We start from the raw sequence: 17,916 nt of genomic DNA on the forward strand, positions 1-17,916 counted from the left end.
CCCATACGCAGCAGCAGCGCGGGCCCCGCGCGCGGGGCAGCCGTAGGTTCGCGGCAGCAGCCTCTCGACGCCGGAGACTCCGCACGCGGGCTGCAGCATGGGAGGCGCTGACCACGATGCCGCTGCACCCGGGCCCGGCCGGCCGCGACGAGGGACCCGCGCGACGGGACGCCTCGGCGGTGAACCCCCTCTACGGCGCGGCCGACCCCGTCGCCGGGATGAAGACGGAGCCGCCGCGCCACCGGCTCCCCGACGATCCGATGACGTCGCGCGCGGCGAGCCGCCTCGTCCTCGACGAGCTCATGCTGGACGGCAACGCCCGCCTGAACCTGGCGACGTTCGTGACGACCTGGATGGAGCCCGAGGCGGACGGGATCATGGCCGCGTGCCGTGACAAGAACATCGTCGACAAGGACGAGTACCCGCGCACCGCCGAACTGGAGCGCCGCTGCGTGGCGATGCTCGCCGACCTGTGGAACGCGCCGGACCCGGCGTCCGCCGTCGGCTGCTCCACCACCGGCTCCAGCGAGGCGTGCATGCTCGCCGGCATGGCGCTGAAGCGCCGGTGGGCGCGGCGCGCGGGCGGCCGCTACCCGGCGACCGCCCGGCCCAATCTGGTGATGGGCGCCAACGTGCAGGTGTGCTGGGAGAAGTTCTGCAACTTCTGGGAGGTCGAGGCCCGCCAGGTGCCCCTGGAGGGCGAGCGTCTGCACATCGATCCGTCGGCTGCCGCGGAGCTGTGCGACGAGAACACCATCGGCGTGGTCGCGGTGCTCGGTTCGACGTTCGACGGGTCGTACGAGCCGGTCGCCGAGGTGTGCCGGGCGCTGGACGACCTGCGGGAGCGGACGGGCGTCGACGTGCCGGTTCACGTGGACGCCGCCTCCGGCGGCATGGTCGCCCCCTTCCTCGACGCGGACCTGGTGTGGGACTTCCGGCTGCCGCGCGTGGCGTCGGTCAACACGTCCGGCCACAAGTACGGGCTGGTCTATCCGGGTGTGGGGTGGGCGCTGTGGCGGGACGCGGACGCCCTGCCGGAGGAGCTGGTCTTCCGCGTCAACTACCTCGGCGGGGAGATGCCGACCTTCGCGCTGAACTTCTCCCGGCCCGGCGCACAGGTCGCCGCGCAGTACTACACCTTCCTGCGGCTGGGGCGCAGCGGCTACCGCGCCGTCCAGCAGAGCGCCCGCGACGTCGCCGGGAGGCTCGCCGGACGGATCGAGGCGACGGGCGACTTCAGGATGCTGACGCGCGGCGAGCAGCTTCCCGTCTTCGCCTTCACCACCGCCCCCCACGTCACGGCCTTCGACGTGTTCGACGTCTCGCGCCGCATGCGGGAGCGCGGCTGGCTCGTCCCCGCGTACACCCTTCCGCCGCACCGCGAGGACCTGGCCGTGCTGCGCGTGGTGTGCCGCAACGGATTCACCGCGGACCTCGGCGAACTGTTCGAGGAGGATCTGCGGGCGCTGCTGCCCGAACTGCGCGCCCAGCAGGCTCCCCTCGGACGCCCGGCCTCGGTCGCGACGGCGTTCCACCACTGACGCGCTCCGCAGCTGAGGCGGCCACCGGCGCAGAGCGGCTTCCACCCAAGAGGCGCCGTCCACGGCGGCACCGTCCACCGCAGGGGCGCCGGGCGCGCGTCCCGTCCCCGACGCGATGCGTGGTGCGGCGCGATGCGGGGGTACCCGGGGCGCAGCCGGGGACCCGGCGGACTGCCGCAGCGCCACGGCGGCACTCAGACGGCCGTAAGGAGACGACGCGATGGCACGCCCGATCTGGAGCGGAGTGATCACTTTCGGTCTGGTGACCGTCCCCGTGCAGCTGTTCGCCGCCGTCCGGGACCACACGATCCACTTCCACCAGCTCCAGCGCGGCACGAGCGACCGCGTACGCAACCGGCGCGTGAACGAGCGCACCGGAAAGCAGGTCGACTACCAGGACATCGTCAAGGGCTACGACCTCGGGGACGGGGAGTACGTCGTCGTCGAACCCGAGGAGCTGGACGAGATCGCTCCCGGAAAGTCGCAGGTAATCGAGGTCAGCGGCTTCGTCGACCTGGAAGAGGTGGAGCCCGCCTACTTCGACCGCACGTACTACCTGGCGCCGCGCGGCGAGGAGTACGGCAAGGTCTACCGGCTGCTGCGCAGCGCGCTCGCCGAGACGGGCAAGGCCGGCGTCGCGACCTTCGTGATGCACGCGAAGGAGTACCTGGTGGCGCTGCGCGCCCAGGGCGAGGTGCTGGAGCTGCACACGCTGCACTGGGCGGACGAGGTGCGCGACCCCCTGGAGGAACTGCCGAGGCTCCCGGAGCGCGAGCGGACCCGCGGCAACGAGCTGCGGAGCGCGAAGCAGCTCATCGACGCCATGGCGATCGACTGGCGGCCCGAGGACTACGAGGACACCTACGAGAAGAAGGTGCGCGAACTCGTCGAGGCCAAGCACCAGGGCCGGGAGGTCGTGTCGGAGGAGGCGCCGCCCGAGGCGACCAACGTGGTGGACCTGGAGGAGGCGCTCAGGCGGAGCGTCGACCAGGCGGGCACCGGACGGGGCTCCCGGGGCGGCAAGCGCGCGTCCAAGGGATCGGGCGCCTCCCGCCGGGGGGCCGGAGCGGCCGGGCGCGGGTCCGGCGGGGGCAGGGCCGGAAGCGGCAGGACGGGCGGCTCGAAGGCAGGCGGCACAGGGGGGAAGGGCCGCGGCGGCGCGTCTCGCGGTTCGAAGGCGGGATCCGGGAAGGGGCCGGCCCGCGGTGAGCTGGAGGGTCTGAGCAAGCAGGAGCTGTACGAACGCGCCGGCGAGCTGGAGATCCCCGGGCGCTCGAAGATGAACCGCTCCGAGCTGGCCGAGGCCGTGGCCGGCTCGCAGCGGTCCGCCGCGAAGGCGGCCTCGTGACGGGAAGCGCAGGTGCCTCCTGAGGGGTGGCGCCGGGGCCGGATCATACCCGCACGCCGGAGATGCGACCTTCGTCACGCGATGCGAAGCTCTGGGGAGCCCCGCTGCGACTCCGCGGCGGGGCACCGGACGCGCAGCACGCGAGGTGGTCGTAGATGAACACGCCCAACGCCTACTTCGAGCAGTTGTACACCGACTCGCACGATCCGTGGAGCGTCACGGAGCAGTGGTACGCGCAGCGCAAGTACGACCACACTCTCGCCGCCCTGCCGCAGCGCCGGTACCGGACCGCGTTCGAGCCCGGCTGCTCGGTGGGCGTCCTCACCGGGCGGCTGGCCGAGCGCTGCGACAGCCTCCTGGCCACGGACCGGGTCGCGGCGGCCGCCGAGCTGACCGCCGCCCGCACCAGGCACCTGCCGCACGTGAGGGTCTCCCAGCTCACCGTCCCGGAGGAGTGGCCCGACGGGCGCTTCGAGCTGATAGTGCTCTCCGAACTCCTCTACTACTTCGACGACTTGACGCTGCGGGAGGTGCTGACCCGCACCGTCGCCTCGCTGGAGCCGGGCGGCACGCTCGTCTCCGTGCACTGGAACCATCCGGCGCCCGAGCACCACCGCACCGGCCGCACCCTCGCACCCGTGCTCAGCGCGATCCCCGGTCTGACCCTGCTGACCGACTGCCGCGACCCCGACTTCACGCTGCACGTCCTCGGCCGTCCCGACGGAGGAGGCCGCATGCTCTCGACCGCGGCACGCGAGGGGCTGCTGTGATCCCGGCGCGGCCAGCGGTCCCGGCGGCCCCTACGGGAGCGGCGTGCCGCCGGTCGCGTTGACGATCTCAGCGGTGATGTAGCCGGCCTCCTGCGACGCCAGGAACACGAACGCGGGCGCCATCTCGGCGGGCTGCGCGGCGCGTCCCAGGGGGCTCTGCTTGCCGAACTCCTCGGTGTCGGGGAGCGTCGCCGGAATGAGCGGCGTCCAGACGGGGCCGGGCGCGACGGCGTTGACGCGGACGCCGCGCTCGGCGAGGTTGCCGGCGAGGCCCTGGGTGAAGGTGACGATCGCGCCCTTCGTCATCGCGTAGTCCAGCAGGTGCGGGCTCGGCTTGTACGCCTGGACGGAGGTCGTGTTGATGATGCTCCCGCCCTCCGGGATGTGCGGAAGCGCCATCTTGCACAGCCAGAACATGCCGTAGAGGTTCGTTCGGACGACCCTGTCGAACTGCTCGGTGGGGATCGCGTCCAGGCCGTCGGGCCGTGACATCTGGTAGGCGGCGTTGTTGACGAGCACGTCGATGCGCCCGAACTCGTCGACGGCCTTGTCGACGATCCGCCGGCACTCCGACTCCTCCCTGATGTCGGTCGGCACCGGTACGGCCTTGCGTCCAGCCTCCTCCACGAGGCGCACCGTCTCCCGCGCCTCGCCCTCCTCCTCCGGCAGGTACGTCAGCAGTACGTCGGCGCCCTCGCGTGCGAAGGCGAGGGCCACCGCGCGGCCGATGCCGGAGTCCCCGCCGGTGATGACGGTCTTGCGGTCCTGCAGGCGGCCGCTGCCGCGGTAGCTGTCCTCGCCGTGGTCCGGACGGGGCTCCATGCGGTCGGTGTAGCCGGGGTGCTCGTCGTCCTGCGAGGGGAAGGGGGGCTCGGGCTGCTGGTGCTTGGGGTGCTCCGTACCGGACTCGGACATGCGTGCCTCCTGGATCTGGCGGAACGATCGCGTCGCCCCTGGTACCCGCACGGGGCGGACGCTAACGGCGCCGGGGAAGCCCGGTCCGCGGCCGTCGCAGGCTGCGCCCTTCCTGGTCCGCCCGTCCTTCGGTAGGGTCGCGGCTGCACGATGTAAGCGCATACACAGGAGATGACGATGGCTGCCGACCCGCCCACCACAGAGGCCGCCCCCGGCACCCGCCGCGCCGCGGTGGACGTGATCCTGCGCCACCAGCACCCCGGCGGCGGCTATCCGGCCTGCCCTGCCTTCGAGGTCTACGGGTACTCCTGGTTCCGTGACGGCGCGTTCATCGCCGAGGGAGCCGACCGTGCCGGGGCGCCGGACAGCGCCCGTGCGTTCCACCAGTGGTGCGCCCGCGTCCTGACCTCGCGCACCGGGCGTATCGAGGCCCTCGTCGGCACGTTGCGTTCCGGTGGCACACCCGCCTCCGGCGACTGGCTGCCCGCCCGGTACACGCTGGAGGGGGACGACGAGGGCGACACCGGCTGGTGGAACTTCCAGCTCGACGGGTACGGCACCTGGCTGCACCTCCTCGCCGCACATCTGCGGCGCCGCTCGGCCGACCCCGCGCCGTACCGGGAGGCCGCACGCCTGGCCTGCGACTATCTGGGCGCTTCCTGGAACACGCCGTGCTTCGACTGGTGGGAGGAGGACAGCCACCGCAGGCACGGCGCGACGCTGGCGTCCATCGAAGCGGGGCTGCGCGCCGCACCGGCGGCGGGACTCGTCGAGGGCGGGACGGCGGAGCGAGCGCTCGCGGCGGCGGACGACGTCGCGGCGACGGTACGGCGGGAGGGCGTACGCGACGGGCATCTCGTCAAGTGGATGGGGGAAGGCGGCGCGGTGGACGCCAGCCTGCTCAGCGCCCTCACCCCCTTCGGCCTGGCCGAGGGCGAGCTGGCGGAGAGGACGCTGGCCGCGGTCGAACGCGACCTGCTGCACGAGGGCGGCGTGTACCGCTACCTGGACGACACCTTCTACGGCGGCGGCCGCTGGCCGGTGCTCTCCGCGCTGCTCGGCTGGCACTACGCGAGGACCGGTCGCACCGAGGAAGCACGGGCGCTGCTGCACTGGATCGACGGGCAGTTCACGCGGGACGGGCTGCTGCCCGAACAGGCCCCCGAAGGCCAGCGGCTGGCGCCCGGGCGCGAAGCCGAGTGGCTGGACCGCTGGGGCCCGAACGCCACTCCGCTGCTCTGGTCGCACGCGATGTACCTGATCCTCGCCGACGAGCTGGGCGAGCTCGACTCGGCGCCCACGCGGGGCCCGCAGGCGTAGGGAGCCGCAGTACGCGCCGGGCCCTCGGCGTACGGCCTCACCGCCGTACGCCGAGGGCCCGGGCCGCGTCTATCCCAGCCGGACGGTGAACTCGGGGCGGCGCACGCGCAGCACCGTACGGCCGCCCTCCCGCGAGGACTTGGCGCCCTCGCACCGGGCGCCGCCCTCCACGGCCACGACGGACTCGCCGCCGCCCACCGCGCGGAACGTGACCTCGCCCTTGCGGATGCCGGTGATCTCGGCGGTGGCGTACGCGATCCGCCCGCCGCCGGCCTCGAGGTCCAGCGGGAGCATCGCCCCGCTGCGGCCGGGGATCCGCAGCTTCTCGCCGCCGAAGAGCGCCCTGCCCTTCTCGGAGACGGTGAAGACCTGGTCCAGGCCCGAGGTGACGTTCAGGGCGTGCAGCAGGCGCCCTCCGTCGGCGTCGCGCGTCGTCAGAAGGAAGAGCCCCGGGTCGGTGGGGCTGTGGGTCAGCGTGGGAGAGGCGCCCAGTGCCTTCAGCGCGCTCATCCAGAAGTCCAGGTCGCAGCGGTAGTCGGTGGTGACGACCACGGCGCGGCCCTTGCCCACCGGGATGTCGAATCCGCAGCCCTTGCCGGTGCTCAGCTCCTTCAGCACCGTCTCGCCCCTGGACGGCGTGCACAACTGGGCCTTGGCGATGCGGACTTCGGCACGCGGGGCGGCCCAGCCGTGCGAGGTCGCCGACAGCCAGAAGCGGTCGGCGTCGGTCATCGTCTTCCCGGCCTTCAGCCCGAGCGCGTCCGCGAGCTCCGTGCTCTTGCGGCCCGCCATGTCGGCGACGGGGAGCTTGCCGGACAGCAGCAGCTTGCCGCCGGCCTTCAGGTACCGGACGAGCTTGCGCTGCACGCCTGTCGCGAGGTTCTCACCGGTGGCCAGTGCGAGTACGGGCGTACGGTCCGGGTCCAGCTCCGCCGACTGGACGTCGAGGGCGCGGTAGCGGAACCCGCCCAGCAGCATCGCCCGGGAGAGCGCGCCGCGCGGGCCGAAGCCCCTGATCTCCTCGATGTCGGCGAGGATCGCGTCGGCGCTCTCGCGCTCCGGCGGGTGGTACTCGGTCAGGTAGTGGTCGGGGACGAAGCCGAGCGCGACGTCGTCGTACGTCGGGACCATCCCCGCCAGGGCGCCGGCCAGGCCGTTCACGGCGTGGACGGTCTCCTTCAGCGGCTCGTAGCTGAGGTTCTTCCTGCCCTCGGGGTCGACCGGCGCGGAGAAGCCGTGGCGCTCACCCGTGATGCCGATGCGGTCGTTGCCGTCGCCGGCGGGCTTGTCGAGCTTCGGGTTGAACCCCCCTGAGAAGAGGTAGTAGTTGATCATCTTGACGCCCTGGGCGAGGCAGAGCCGCGTCTTGAGGTCCCCGCTCTCCGCGTCCTCCTGGTTGTCCAGGTTGTCGCCGTAGTCGGCGTGCCCGGCGTCGAACTCCAGGGCGCTCAGCGGCTGGTCGCCGTCCTGCACGGACTCCGTGAAGGCGTTGATGAGGTAGAGGTCGGTGACGTTCTTGACGGTGAGCCCGCCGAGGTAGAAGTCCGAGCCGGAGAAGACGCCCGGCTCTCCCGACCACGTCTCCATCAACTGGCTGATGCCGATGGGGAACTTCCTCGCGCCGCCGTCGCTCGTGCCGTGGATGTTGATCAGGAACGGCACGCCCGTGAGCCCGTTGCCCTCGGCCGACTTGCGCAGTGCCCTCACGTACCGGGCGAAGCGGCCCCGCATGAACTTGCCCAGGTCGTGCATGAGGGCGGGGGAGTAGGCGTCCTTGGGAGCACGGATCGCCTTGTCGCGTTCGCCGGCGGGGGCGTCCGCGAACGGGTAGCGGTCGGAGAGCTTGCCGCCGTACGTCTCGTCGAGCCAGGCGTTGAAGTCCTTCAGGGCGCCGTCGGAGAGGGAGGGGTGGTTGCTGACCCAGTTGAGCATGCCGATCTCGTTGTCGAGCTGGCAGGCGATGACTCCGGGGCGTCCCTTGCGGTGCTTGCGCTTCGCGATCACCGGGATCACCGCGTCGTACCAGCGCCGCACCTCCTTGAGGTAGGCGGGCGCGAGGTAGTCGACGGTCTGGGCGGTGTCCTTCTGCCCGTCCCAGCCCTTCGCGACGATCTCCGGGTGCTCCTCGCGCACGCGGGCCGGGATCCCCTCGCCCTTCAGCTCCGCCATGGTGAACGGGCCGGGGCGGGCGATGACGTGGAAGCCGTTGTCGAGGCACAGGTCCAGGAAGGCGCCGAGGTCGCGCTCCTCGCGGGTGCGGCCGGTGACGTCGATGGACCCGCCGGACGTCTCGTGCCACATCCACGGGATGTAGGTGGCGATCGTGTTGAGTCCCGCCTCCTTCGCCAGGTCGAGGCGCGACTGCCAGTCGGAGCGCTTCAGCCGGAAGTAGTGGATCTCGCCTGCGAGGACCAGGACGGGTTCGCCGTCGATCAGCAGCCGCTTCCTGCGGTACGTGACGGACGGCGTCCCCTTGTCGCCGAGGACACCGCCGGCGGCGGGGGCGGCAGCGGCGGCCGGGGCGGTGTTCATGCCGGTCGCGACGGCGGCGACTGCCCCCGCGCCGCCGAGTACGGTGCGGCGGCGCGGAGTTGAGGGCTGGGACGTCATGTCTGGTTTCTCCGTGGGGTCGTGGGGTCGGGACGGGTCCCTGTACTGGCCGACGACGGTGCGCCGTGACCGTATGCGCTTACAGGAAGCGCATACAAGAGGTCTGGGGGAAACCTGTGACGTCCGGGCATGAGAGGTCAGCGGGCCACCCTGAACCCGGTGTTGCCGGAGGTGCTGTCAGGGGTGTTGGCCATCCGGGCGGAGGTCCGGTAGCGCACGCAGTACGACTCGTGGCACAGGTGCGAACCTCCGCGCAGCACGCGGGTGCCGCCCTCCGGGGGCCCCGCGGGGTCCGTTCGCGGGCCGTCGACGTGGTAATCCGTGCTGAAGCGGTCCGCGCACCACTCCCACACGTTGCCCGTCATGTTGAACAGGCCGTAGCCGTTCGCCGGGAAGGCGTCGACGGGGCAGGTTCCGGCGTAGCCGTCGGCCGCGGTGTTGGTCTCGGGGAACGTGCCCCGCCAGATGTTCATCCGGTACGTGCCGCCCGGGTCGCGCCGTTCGCCCCACGGGAAGGGCATGCCGGCGAGGCCGCCGCGTGCCCCGTACTCCCACTCGGCTTCGGTGGGCAGCCGCACTCCCGCCCAGTCGCAGTACGCCAGGGCGTCGCCGTGCGAGACGTGCACCACCGGATGGTCCTGGCGGCTGTCCACGTCCGAGGCGGGGCCCTCCGGGTGGCGCCAGTCGGCGCCGAACACCTGCCGCCACCAGGGGGCGGACGCGGCCGCGCGGGTGGGCGGGAAGTCCCGCGGCAGGAAGCCGCCGAAGACGAAGGACCAGCCGAAGCGTTCGGCGTCGGTGCGGTAGCCCGTGGCGTGGGCGAACGCGGCGAACTCCGCGTTGCTCACGGTCGTCGCGGCGAGGGAGAACGGGGAGAGCGTCACCTCGCGCACGGGCCCTTCGCCGTCGGCCGGGTACGGCCCGTCCTCGCAGCCCATGCGGAAGCGGCCCCCGTTCAGCCGCCGCCAGCCGCCATGCGGCTCGTGGCCCTCCGGAGCGTCCGGGCCCCGCCGCCCCGGCCCGCGGTCCGCGCCGCGGCCTCTCGGCGACGGCGAGGGCGCGGCCGGCGCGGGCGGCCGGGACGGAGCGCAGCACGCGGGCCGCGGACCGGTGTCGCCGGGAGGAGAGGACATGGGCGGCTCACCCCCGGCCGCGTTCCGGCGGCAGCACGCCCTCCGGCGTGTCCCCGTACTGCTGCTGCAGGCCTGCCAGCTGCTCCTTCAACTCCGCGACGACGGAGGCGTATTCGGGGTCGTCGTAGCGGTTGTGAAGTTCCTCGGGGTCGGCTGCGAGGTCGAACAGCTCCCACTCCGGCTCCCTGCGCTCGTCGCTCGCACCGGAGGCGCCGGAGCCGTGACCCGGGTAGTGGATGAGCTTGTGGGTGCGCGTCCGGATGCCGTAGCTGGCCTGGACGTGGTGGTCGCCGTCCAGATGCATGTAGTAGCGGTAGTACACGCCCGTCCGCCAGTCCTCCGGCGTGGAGCCGCGCAGCAGCGGCAGCAGGCTGCGGCCCTGCATCCGCGCGGGCGGCTCCACGCCCGCGAGGTCGAGCAGCGTGGGGGCGAAGTCGACGTTAGCCACGAGGTCCTCGTTGACGGATCCCGGCGCGACGACCCCCGGCCAGCGCATGACGAGCGGGATGCGCATGGCCGGGTCGTACATGAACCGCTTGTCGAACCAGCCGTGTTCACCGAGGAAGAAGCCGTGGTCGGAGGTGTAGGCGACGGCGGTCCCCTCCGACAGCCCGGCCGTCTCCAGCCAGTGCAGAACCCTCCCGACGTTCTCGTCGAGGGAGGCGACCACACGCAGGTAGTCCTTGATGTAGCGCTGGTACCGCCACTCGCGCTCCTCACGCTCCGAAAGCCCCTCCGGCACGGGCTCCTTGAGGTCGTGCGCCTCCAGGTCGGACATGGCGAGCCGCGCCTCCGACGCGGCGGACGCGCGGCCCCGCAGGTCGTCGTGGAGCGTCGGGGGCGCCGGGATCTCCTCGCCCGCGTACAGGTTGCGGTGACGGTCTGCGGGTTCGAACGAGCGGTGCGGCGCCTTGTGCTGGATCAGCAGGGCGAACGGACGGCCGGGGTCGCGCTTGTCGAGCCAGCCCAGTGCCAGATCGGTGATGATGTCGGTGACGTAGCCCTGGTACCGGCGTTCGCCCTCGGCGGTCAGGAACGTCGGATCGTGGTAGACGCCGTGCTCGGGCAGGATCTCCCAGTGGTCGAAACCGCGGGGGTCGCTGTCGCCGCCGTGCCCGAGGTGCCACTTGCCGATGATCGCTGTCTGGTAGCCGGCCGCCTGCAGCATCTCCGGGAAGCTCGGCTGCGTGGCGTCGAAGGTGTGGTCCGGGCCCTGGAGCGAGGTCATGCCGTTGACGTGGCTGTAGGCGCCGGTCAGCAGAGTGGCCCGGGCGGGCGAGCAGATCGCGTTCGTGCAGAAGGTGTTGTCGAACCGCATGCCCCCGGCGGCCAACTCGTCGACGGCCGGAGTCCGGTTGATGACGCTGCCGTACGCGCCGATGGCCGGGACGGCGTGGTCGTCCGTCATGAACAGCACGATGTTGGGGCGCTCGTCGGCCGGGCGCTCGTCGCTCGTCGGAGTCATGACGTCCTTCCTGCGGGACCGGCGGGGGCACGGTGCGGTGCGGGGGACCGCACCGGGCGCCCGCCGGCCGTCGATGGGGTGACCGGCGACGGTCAGGCTATGCCGAAGTCCTCCTTCGCCAGCAGCGGCCTGACCCGGCGGTCGAACCCGCCCGTGCGGAACGGACGTTGCAGCAGTCCGGGGCGGAGCACCTGCGCCAGTCCGGCGGCGACCATGCCCTGGTCCAGGGCGAGCATGTAGTCGCTGACGGTCCCCTTCCGCACGTCCACGGAGTCCCGGAAGCCGAGCCCCTTGTGGTACGCCCCGAAGTCCTCAGCGATCTTCAGCAGGTTGGAGACGGACTCGGCGGGCTCGTACTGCATCGCGAGGAAGGAGGCGTGCGGTGTGACGACGCCCTTGGACTCGTAGCCGTCGACGGTCATGCCGATCGCGTCCACGCCGTACTCGCTGTAGCCGCCCGCGGGGATGTTCGCGGGGGAGAAGCCCCAGTAGCCGTACTTCTCCTCCTCCAGGCCGTGCTCGATGTGGCTGCGGATGTAGCGCTTGTGCGTGAGGCCCCACGCCTTCGGCGACCACTCGGCCTCCGGCACGAACAGCGGGACCATCAGCGCCTCGAACATCGAACCGCCCCAGCTGGGGACGAGCTTCCGTCCGCGGTAGGTGTAGTGGCCGCGGAAGAGGCGCACGCCGTCGACCGTCACGTACTCGCCCTCGGGCTTCTGCTCCTGCTCGTTCTCCGGCACCATCGTGCGGAACGTGTGCCAGTAGTGCTCGCCGGGCAGGCTGCCGTCCCCGATGCCGAGGTAACTGGCCATGCGAGGCTCGGTGTTGAGCGACCCGTACCAGTGGCTGGTGAAGGTGTCGTCGTCCGTCCAGTAGCCGCCGTGCAGCTGGCCGGGGTTCTGCGCCGGGTCGTCCTCGTCGAAGGGCGTGTAGAAGAAGGACCAGTCGGCGTCCGCCAGCAGCTTCTTGACGCGGGGACGCAGCGAGGGGTCCGCGTCGGCGGCGATGCGAAGCCCCGTCACGAGCCAGGCGTTGTCCACGGACGACAGGAACGGCCGTACCTCGTCGCCTGTTTCGGGCCATTCGGTGAGCACGTCGCCGGTGGAGGCGTCGTACCAGTTGAGCCAGAAGCCGTGCGCCCGGTGCAGCTTCTCCACGGCGGAGACGGCACCCGCGAGCCGGTTGTGCATCGTGCGGCGGCTGATCACCCCGAGGCCGGCGGCGGCCACGGTGGACCACATGCCGCAGCCGATGTTGGTGGGGGAGGTCTGCACGCTCCGCTCGGGCTTCGAGCCGCTGACGTCGACCTTGTCGGTCGCGAGACCGAAGTCGGTGTGCATGGCCTCGATGGAGCGGTAGGTGTCGGCGAACCAGCGGTGCAGCAGCGCAGCCGTCCTGGTACCGCCGGCGGCCTTGCCGCTTCCGGTGCGGCCGAGAGCCGAGGCGGGGGCCGCTCCGGCGCCGAGGGCGAGAGCGGCCGTTGCGCCGGCGCCCGCCGTGAGGATTGTCCGTCGGTTCATGGTGGTTGCGACTCCTTCGTTCGTTCGGTTCGGAAGACAGGAAGCCGGAGACGGAAGCGGCGGGGCCCCGAGCCGGGGGCCCCGCCGGTGGTCAGACCCTGGTGAGCCGCAGCGCGCGGATGCCGGGCATCGGCAGGTCGACCGTGAGGGAGACGGAACCGCAGGGGCCCGTGGTCACCGTCTCCAGTTCCTCCTCGAACAGCCGGTCCGCGTCGCGGAGCCGGGCCCACTGCTGCTCGTCGGGCCAGTCACCGCCGCCCAACTCGTCCCAGACCGACTGAATGTTGGAGTGCTCCTCGTCGACGCTGCGCAGCGTCACGGCGTAACGGGCGTCCGCCGGGAGGCCGTTCACGACGACGGTCGCCCCGCGGTTCAGCGCGGGAGCGCCGTCGATCTTCGTCTGGTCGAGCGTGCCGTTCCAGCACAGGACGTCGACGGTCGAGAAGTCGTCGCCGCGTGTGGCGAGCGACTCGACCAGCGCCTCCGCGCCGTCACCGGACACCGAGGCCGGGACGCGTCCGCCCTCCAGCTGTGAGAGCATCCGCAGCGCCCAGAAGCGCGGCTTGCGCAGGTTGCCGACCGTCAGCAGCCCGAAACCGCCGTGGAAGAGCTTCGGCGGCCTGCCGAGCTCCTCGAAGTGGTCGGTGGCGACCCAGTACGCGAGGCAGTCGGTGGACTCCAGCGCGCTCTTCATGCCGCGCAGCACGAACGGTGCGGAGAAGACGGAGTCGCTGACTCGGTGGAAGTGCGTGGGCGTCACGCCCCACTCGGTCCACAGGATCTCCGGCTCCGGCTTGCCCGTCGCCTCCGCGAACGAGCGGGTCTGGGGGCGGAAGTCGAGCGGCGCGTTGCCGTAGGTGTGGGTGGAGATGAAGTCGATGGGGACGTCGTTCTCGCGGCAGTGCTCCAGCAGCGGGCCGACCCACTTGGCCGCCGCGGAGCCGGGGCCGCCGACGGGGATGCGGGGGTCGACGTCCTTGATCGCGCGGACGGCCGTCTCGTACAGCAGGTGGTACTGGGCCTGGGTGCCGTTCCAGAACACCTCCAGGTTGGCCTCGTTCCAGATCTCGAACTCCCAGCCGGCCACCTCGTCCGCGCCGTAGCGCTCCCGCAGGTGCTCGGTCGCCGCGCGGCACAGCTCGCCCCACCGCTCCCAGCTGCGGGGGACGGACGCGATCCCCTTGTAGTCGAAGATCGTGTACTCGGGGTCCAGCGCCAACTCCGCCGGCATGAAGGAGAGTTCGACGACGGGCTTGAGACCCAGCGCCAGGAAGCGGTCGTAGACCTCGTCCATGCCGGAGAAGTCGAAGGACCCGTCCGGACGCACGCTCACCATCTCGGGCAGGAAGGTGCCGTGCGCGCGCACGGTGCGTACGCCGAGTTCGTCGCGGACGATGCCCAGCGCGTCGGCGTACTCCCTGGCGACGTCGGCGCCGCCGGGACCCGGCTCGTCCCAGATCAGCATCGACAGGTGCTCGGCGCCGATCATCCGGTTCCACACGGGCGGCATCTGTACCGGCGCGGCGGAGGCGTCGACGGAGACGGTCACCCCGGCGGGCTGCGAGCCGGGCGCCTTCGGGCAGCCGCGCACGGCTTCGCCGGAGAGCGGGCCGGGACCCGCGTCCGTCCAGGAGGCCACCTTGTACCAGTAGCCGCGGCCCGCCTCGACGAGCGAGTCGGCGTACGGAGGCGCGGGCACTGCCAGCACGTCGCCGCCGCGGTGGTCCAGCGGTTCGTACGGCCCGTCGACGGTGTCCGCGCGGTGGACCAGATACCCCAGGGCGCCCTCGACCGGCTGCCAGTCGAGGAGCACGTGACCGGTCCCGTCCTCCGAGCGGAGCCCGGCCGGCGGGGGAAGGTCGGCGGTGCCGGTGAGCGGCTGGTCGCTGGGGAGGCCGATGCGCTGCTCCCAGTCGAGGCGAGCGGCGTTCTTCTCGGTCATCGTGTGGTTCACCTTTCATGGATGCGCATACACTGCGGGCCGCCGGAGGCGGGGGCCGGGCCTGCCCGGCGGGCGGGAGGACCGCGGTGAGTGCGGAGTCCGGCGTGGTGCGGCTTGCGAACGGAGCGCGGGGGCACCGGAGTCGGGCGGGGACGTCGGTGGCGGTCGGTGGGCGGCGGGGCCGGGCCTGCTTACTTGAGCCCGGCGGTGGCGATGCCCTGCGTGAAGTAGCGCTGCAGGACGATGAAGACCAGCAGCACCGGCAGCACGACGAGGAAGGCGCCCGCCATCAGCACGCCGTTGGAGCCGTTGGTCTTCGTGGGGTCGATGGCGAAGGTGGCCAGCGCGACCGGAAGGGTGTACTTGTCGGGGTCGTTGGTGGCCACCAGGGGCCAGAGGAAGTTGTTCCAGGACTGCAGGAACGTGAAGATCGCCAGCGTGGCCAGGGCCGGTTTGACCAGCGGCATCGCGATCCGCCAGAAGATGAACCACTCGCCCGCTCCGTCGATGCGGGCCGCCTCCAGGAGCTCGTCCGGGATGGCCGACATGAACTGCCGCATCAGGAAGACGCCGAAGGCACCGGCCGCGAACGGCAGGATGAGCGCCGCGTAGGAGTCGATCAGGCCCATCTTGCTGACCATCACGAACATCGGCATCAGCATCAGGTTGTGCGGCACCATCAGGGCGCCCAGCACGAGCCCGAACACCGGGCGCTTGCCGGCGAAGTTCAGCTTCGCCAGGGCGTAGCCCAGCATGGAGCAGAAGACGAGGTTGCAGCCGGTGACGGCAACGGCGACCAGCGTCGAGTTGAAGAAGTGCGACCCCATGTCGAGCAGGTCGAGCAGCTTGTCGAAGTGGACGAGCGTCCACTCGTCCGGGATCCACACCGTGGGCGTGGCGCCCAGGTCGCGCTCCGACTTGAAGGAGGAGAGCACCATCCACAGGAACGGCGTCGTCATCACCAGGACGCCTGCCCACAGGGTGGCCACCCTCAGCCTTCTGCCGGTCCGCTCGCCCTTGTGCAGCGGACGACTGGCCGTATCGCTCACCTGGGCGGTCATCGGGTCTTGTCCTTCAGCAGACGGAGCTGGAGCAGGGTGATCGCGAGGATGACGGTGAAGAGCACGTAGGCCATCGCGCTGGCGTAGCCCATGTGGAAGAAGTCGAAGCCCTCGCGGTACATGTCGAGCGAGACGGTCAGGGTGCTGTTGTCCGGACCGCCCTCCGTCATCACGAACGGCTCCTCGAAGACGTTGAGGAAGCCGATGGTCGTCATCACGCTGACGTAGAGCATCGTCGGACGCAGCAGGGGCACGGTGACGCTGCGGAACTCCTGCCACATGCTCGCGCCGTCGAGCCGCGCGGCCTCCCGCACCTCGGTGGGGATGCCCTGCAGCCCGGCGAGGAAGAGGACCATCGCCGTGCCCATGTTCCGCCACACCGCCATCACGATCAGCGAGGGCATCGCCAGGGCCTTGGAGCCGAGGAAGTCCGGGGACGTCAGGCCGACTTCGGCCGCCAGTCCGGAGATGAGGCCGTCGGCCGGGTCGAGCACGAAGCGCCACACCACGGCCACCGCGACGATGCTGGTGACGACGGGCGCGTAGAAGCCGACCCGGAAGAAGGTCCGCAGCCTGCCGACGCCGGAGTTGAGCAGCACAGCCGCGACGAGTCCGGCGCCGACGGTCAGCGGCACGCCCAGGACCACGAAGTAGCCGGTGTTGAACAGGGCCGTCAGGAAGCGTTCGTCCTCGAAGAGGCGGGTGTAGTTCTCGAGGCCGGTGAACTCCGTGGAGAACGGGTCGCGGACGTTCGCCAGCCCGAAGTCGGTGAAGCTCATGACCAGCGTGGCGACGATGGGCACGGCCATGAACGTCAGGAACAGCACCAGGAACGGGGAGGAGAACATCCACCCCGGGAGGTTCTGCACGCTGAGCCGGTCCCGGCGGCGCGGCCCCGCGCCCTTGCCCGTCCCGGCCCCGGGCCGCACCTTGCCGGTGCTGCCCGGGGCTCCCCTCCGGGAGTCGGTGGTCGTGGTCATCCGGTCAGTCCACCAGGCCCTGGGTCGCCTTCTGCATCCAGGCGGCGGCCTTCTCCGGGGACTCGCCCTTCTGCGAGATGCGCGCGACGCCCTCGTCGATCTTGGAGGCGAACTCCTCCCACTTGGCGAGCGGCGGAACGGTCTTGGCCGTCTTGAGCTGCTCCTCGAACGCGTCGAGCTGCTCCGGGGCGTTCTTCAGCGCCGGCTCGTCCCACGCCGCCTTCTTGGCGGGCAGCGATTTGGCCATCTCGTACCAGCGGCCCTGCTGCTCGGTCTCGGTGAGGAACTTCTGGAACTCCTTCGCCGCGGCCTTGTGCTCGCTGTCCTCGAAGGTGACGAGGCTGGCGCCGCCCACCCACGAGGTGCTGGACTCGTCCGCCGGGAGCGGGGCGGTGGCGTACTTGCCCTTGAGCTGCGGCTGCTGGTCCTTGATGTTGTTCACGATCCAGGGGCCGGAGATGAACATCGGGGCGTCGCCGGAGCCGAAGTCCTTGACCACGTCGTAGTCCGGCGGCGAGCTCTTCCTGGAGAGGCCCTTGTCGAAGTAGTGCGCGTACTCCTCCAGCGCCTTGACGGACTCCGGCGAGTCCAGAGCGGGCTTGCCCGACTTGTCGAGGAGCTGGCCGCCGGCCGAGTAGAGGAAGGGCAGCCACGTCTGCCAGGTGCCGACGTTGGCGGGCTGGTGGTAGGTGCCCCACTCCGCCTTCGCCTCGTCCTTGTAGGCCTTCGCGAGCTTGCGCTGGTCGTCCCAGGTGGCCGGGGGCTCGTCCACTCCGGCCTTCTCGGCGAGGTCGGTGCGGTAGTAGAGCGCGCGGGTGTCGACGTACCAGGGGACGCCGTACGCCTTGCCGTCCTTCACGCCGCTGTTCCAGGCCGCGGGGAAGTAGTCGCCCTTGTCGAAGGTCTTCTCGTCGACGGGCTCGAGGGCCTGTAGCTCGATGAACTCGCCCATCATGGTGCTGCCCATCTGGGCCATGTCGGGGAGCTCTCCGGCGGCCACGGCGGAGGTCAGCTTCTGGTGGACGACGTCCCAGCCGACCGGAGTGACCTTCACGGTGATGTTCGAGTGCTTCTCGTTGAACTCCTTGCCGAGCTTCGCCAGGTGCTTGCCCTCCTCTCCCATGCCCCAGACGGTGAGGGTCTGCTTGTCCTTGGCGGAGGCCTGTTCGCTCCCCCCGCTGCCGCAGCCGGTGAGCAGCAGCGCGAGAGCGGTCGTGGCCGCTGTGGCGGCGGCGATGCGGGGTATGGGCTGCATGGAGGGGCTCCTCCTCGTTAGCGGAGCGTGATGGGGCGCCGGACGTTCGTAGG

Annotated in this window: 13 protein-coding genes; 4 read left to right on the forward strand and 9 right to left on the reverse strand. The window is 71.2% G+C overall.

Annotated elements, in window-relative coordinates; translation table 11 throughout:
• Positions 1 to 116: 116 nt before the first annotated feature.
• The 3 genes from gad to IEY56_RS09315 all read left to right on the forward strand — a co-directional run bounded on the left by gad (position 117) and on the right by IEY56_RS09315 (position 3,659).
• Positions 117 to 1,541: a glutamate decarboxylase gene (gene gad, locus IEY56_RS09305; protein ID WP_189036655.1), complete on the forward strand. Its 1,425-nt coding sequence runs from the start codon at positions 117 to 119 to the stop codon at positions 1,539 to 1,541.
• A 220-nt stretch (positions 1,542 to 1,761) separates the two neighbouring features.
• Positions 1,762 to 2,889, forward strand: coding sequence for a non-homologous end joining protein Ku (gene ku, locus IEY56_RS09310; RefSeq protein ID WP_189036656.1), 1,128 nt, complete (start codon positions 1,762 to 1,764; stop codon positions 2,887 to 2,889).
• 155 nt (positions 2,890 to 3,044) lie between these two features.
• Positions 3,045 to 3,659 carry an SAM-dependent methyltransferase gene (locus IEY56_RS09315; protein WP_189036657.1) on the forward strand — a complete coding sequence of 205 codons (615 nt, stop codon included), beginning with the start codon at positions 3,045 to 3,047 and terminating at the stop codon, positions 3,657 to 3,659.
• A 30-nt stretch (positions 3,660 to 3,689) separates the two neighbouring features.
• On the opposite strand, the gene IEY56_RS09320 is transcribed toward IEY56_RS09315, so the two are convergent.
• On the reverse strand, positions 3,690 to 4,574 hold the full coding sequence (locus IEY56_RS09320) for an SDR family oxidoreductase (RefSeq protein ID WP_189036658.1): 885 nt from the start codon (positions 4,572 to 4,574) through the stop codon (positions 3,690 to 3,692).
• Between the two features lie 177 nt (positions 4,575 to 4,751).
• Between IEY56_RS09320 and IEY56_RS09325 the strand changes: the two genes are divergently transcribed.
• Positions 4,752 to 5,894, forward strand: coding sequence for a glycoside hydrolase family 15 protein (locus IEY56_RS09325; RefSeq protein WP_189036659.1), 1,143 nt, complete (start codon positions 4,752 to 4,754; stop codon positions 5,892 to 5,894).
• A gap of 69 nt (positions 5,895 to 5,963) precedes the next feature.
• Here the strand turns inward: IEY56_RS09325 and IEY56_RS09330 are convergent, their stop codons facing one another.
• The 8 genes from IEY56_RS09330 to IEY56_RS09365 all read right to left on the reverse strand — a co-directional run bounded on the left by IEY56_RS09330 (position 5,964) and on the right by IEY56_RS09365 (position 17,863).
• Complete coding sequence (locus IEY56_RS09330) at positions 5,964 to 8,504, reverse strand: beta-galactosidase (protein ID WP_189036660.1); 2,541 nt, start codon at positions 8,502 to 8,504, stop codon at positions 5,964 to 5,966.
• A 137-nt stretch (positions 8,505 to 8,641) separates the two neighbouring features.
• Positions 8,642 to 9,637, reverse strand: coding sequence for a formylglycine-generating enzyme family protein (locus tag IEY56_RS09335; RefSeq protein WP_189036661.1), 996 nt, complete (start codon positions 9,635 to 9,637; stop codon positions 8,642 to 8,644).
• A gap of 7 nt (positions 9,638 to 9,644) precedes the next feature.
• Complete coding sequence (locus IEY56_RS09340) at positions 9,645 to 11,102, reverse strand: sulfatase family protein (RefSeq protein ID WP_189036662.1); 1,458 nt, start codon at positions 11,100 to 11,102, stop codon at positions 9,645 to 9,647.
• 92 nt (positions 11,103 to 11,194) lie between these two features.
• A complete protein-coding gene (locus tag IEY56_RS09345) occupies positions 11,195 to 12,625 on the reverse strand; it encodes a glucoamylase family protein (protein ID WP_189036663.1) in 1,431 nt (476 codons plus the stop codon).
• Positions 12,626 to 12,716: 91 nt separating this feature from the next.
• Positions 12,717 to 14,567 carry a GH39 family glycosyl hydrolase gene (locus tag IEY56_RS09350; RefSeq protein WP_189036664.1) on the reverse strand — a complete coding sequence of 617 codons (1,851 nt, stop codon included), beginning with the start codon at positions 14,565 to 14,567 and terminating at the stop codon, positions 12,717 to 12,719.
• A 191-nt stretch (positions 14,568 to 14,758) separates the two neighbouring features.
• On the reverse strand, positions 14,759 to 15,628 hold the full coding sequence (locus IEY56_RS09355) for a carbohydrate ABC transporter permease (protein WP_189036665.1): 870 nt from the start codon (positions 15,626 to 15,628) through the stop codon (positions 14,759 to 14,761).
• Complete coding sequence (locus tag IEY56_RS09360) at positions 15,625 to 16,608, reverse strand: carbohydrate ABC transporter permease (protein WP_189036666.1); 984 nt, start codon at positions 16,606 to 16,608, stop codon at positions 15,625 to 15,627. The genes IEY56_RS09355 and IEY56_RS09360 overlap by 4 nt, the downstream gene beginning before the upstream one ends.
• A gap of 4 nt (positions 16,609 to 16,612) precedes the next feature.
• Positions 16,613 to 17,863 carry a sugar ABC transporter substrate-binding protein gene (locus tag IEY56_RS09365; protein ID WP_189036667.1) on the reverse strand — a complete coding sequence of 417 codons (1,251 nt, stop codon included), beginning with the start codon at positions 17,861 to 17,863 and terminating at the stop codon, positions 16,613 to 16,615.
• Positions 17,864 to 17,916 lie beyond the last annotated feature (53 nt).

The sequence above is a fragment of the Streptomyces daqingensis genome, assembly GCF_014645895.1.
Taxonomy (GTDB): Bacteria; Actinomycetota; Actinomycetes; order Streptomycetales; family Streptomycetaceae; genus Streptomyces; species Streptomyces daqingensis.

Bases quoted from the DNA above. Each gene is read 5' to 3' on its own strand.
- gad (WP_189036655.1), top strand. From the start codon at position 117: ATGCCGCTGCACCCGGGCCCGGCCGGCCGCGACGAGGGACCCGCGCGA.
- ku (WP_189036656.1), top strand. From the start codon at position 1,762: ATGGCACGCCCGATCTGGAGCGGAGTGATCACTTTCGGTCTGGTGACC.
- IEY56_RS09315 (WP_189036657.1), top strand. From the start codon at position 3,045: ATGAACACGCCCAACGCCTACTTCGAGCAGTTGTACACCGACTCGCAC.
- IEY56_RS09320 (WP_189036658.1), bottom strand. From the start codon at position 4,574: ATGTCCGAGTCCGGTACGGAGCACCCCAAGCACCAGCAGCCCGAGCCC.
- IEY56_RS09325 (WP_189036659.1), top strand. From the start codon at position 4,752: ATGGCTGCCGACCCGCCCACCACAGAGGCCGCCCCCGGCACCCGCCGC.
- IEY56_RS09330 (WP_189036660.1), bottom strand. From the start codon at position 8,504: ATGACGTCCCAGCCCTCAACTCCGCGCCGCCGCACCGTACTCGGCGGC.
- IEY56_RS09335 (WP_189036661.1), bottom strand. From the start codon at position 9,637: ATGTCCTCTCCTCCCGGCGACACCGGTCCGCGGCCCGCGTGCTGCGCT.
- IEY56_RS09340 (WP_189036662.1), bottom strand. From the start codon at position 11,102: ATGACTCCGACGAGCGACGAGCGCCCGGCCGACGAGCGCCCCAACATC.
- IEY56_RS09345 (WP_189036663.1), bottom strand. From the start codon at position 12,625: ATGAACCGACGGACAATCCTCACGGCGGGCGCCGGCGCAACGGCCGCT.
- IEY56_RS09350 (WP_189036664.1), bottom strand. From the start codon at position 14,567: ATGACCGAGAAGAACGCCGCTCGCCTCGACTGGGAGCAGCGCATCGGC.
- IEY56_RS09355 (WP_189036665.1), bottom strand. From the start codon at position 15,628: ATGACCGCCCAGGTGAGCGATACGGCCAGTCGTCCGCTGCACAAGGGC.
- IEY56_RS09360 (WP_189036666.1), bottom strand. From the start codon at position 16,608: ATGACCACGACCACCGACTCCCGGAGGGGAGCCCCGGGCAGCACCGGC.
- IEY56_RS09365 (WP_189036667.1), bottom strand. From the start codon at position 17,863: ATGCAGCCCATACCCCGCATCGCCGCCGCCACAGCGGCCACGACCGCT.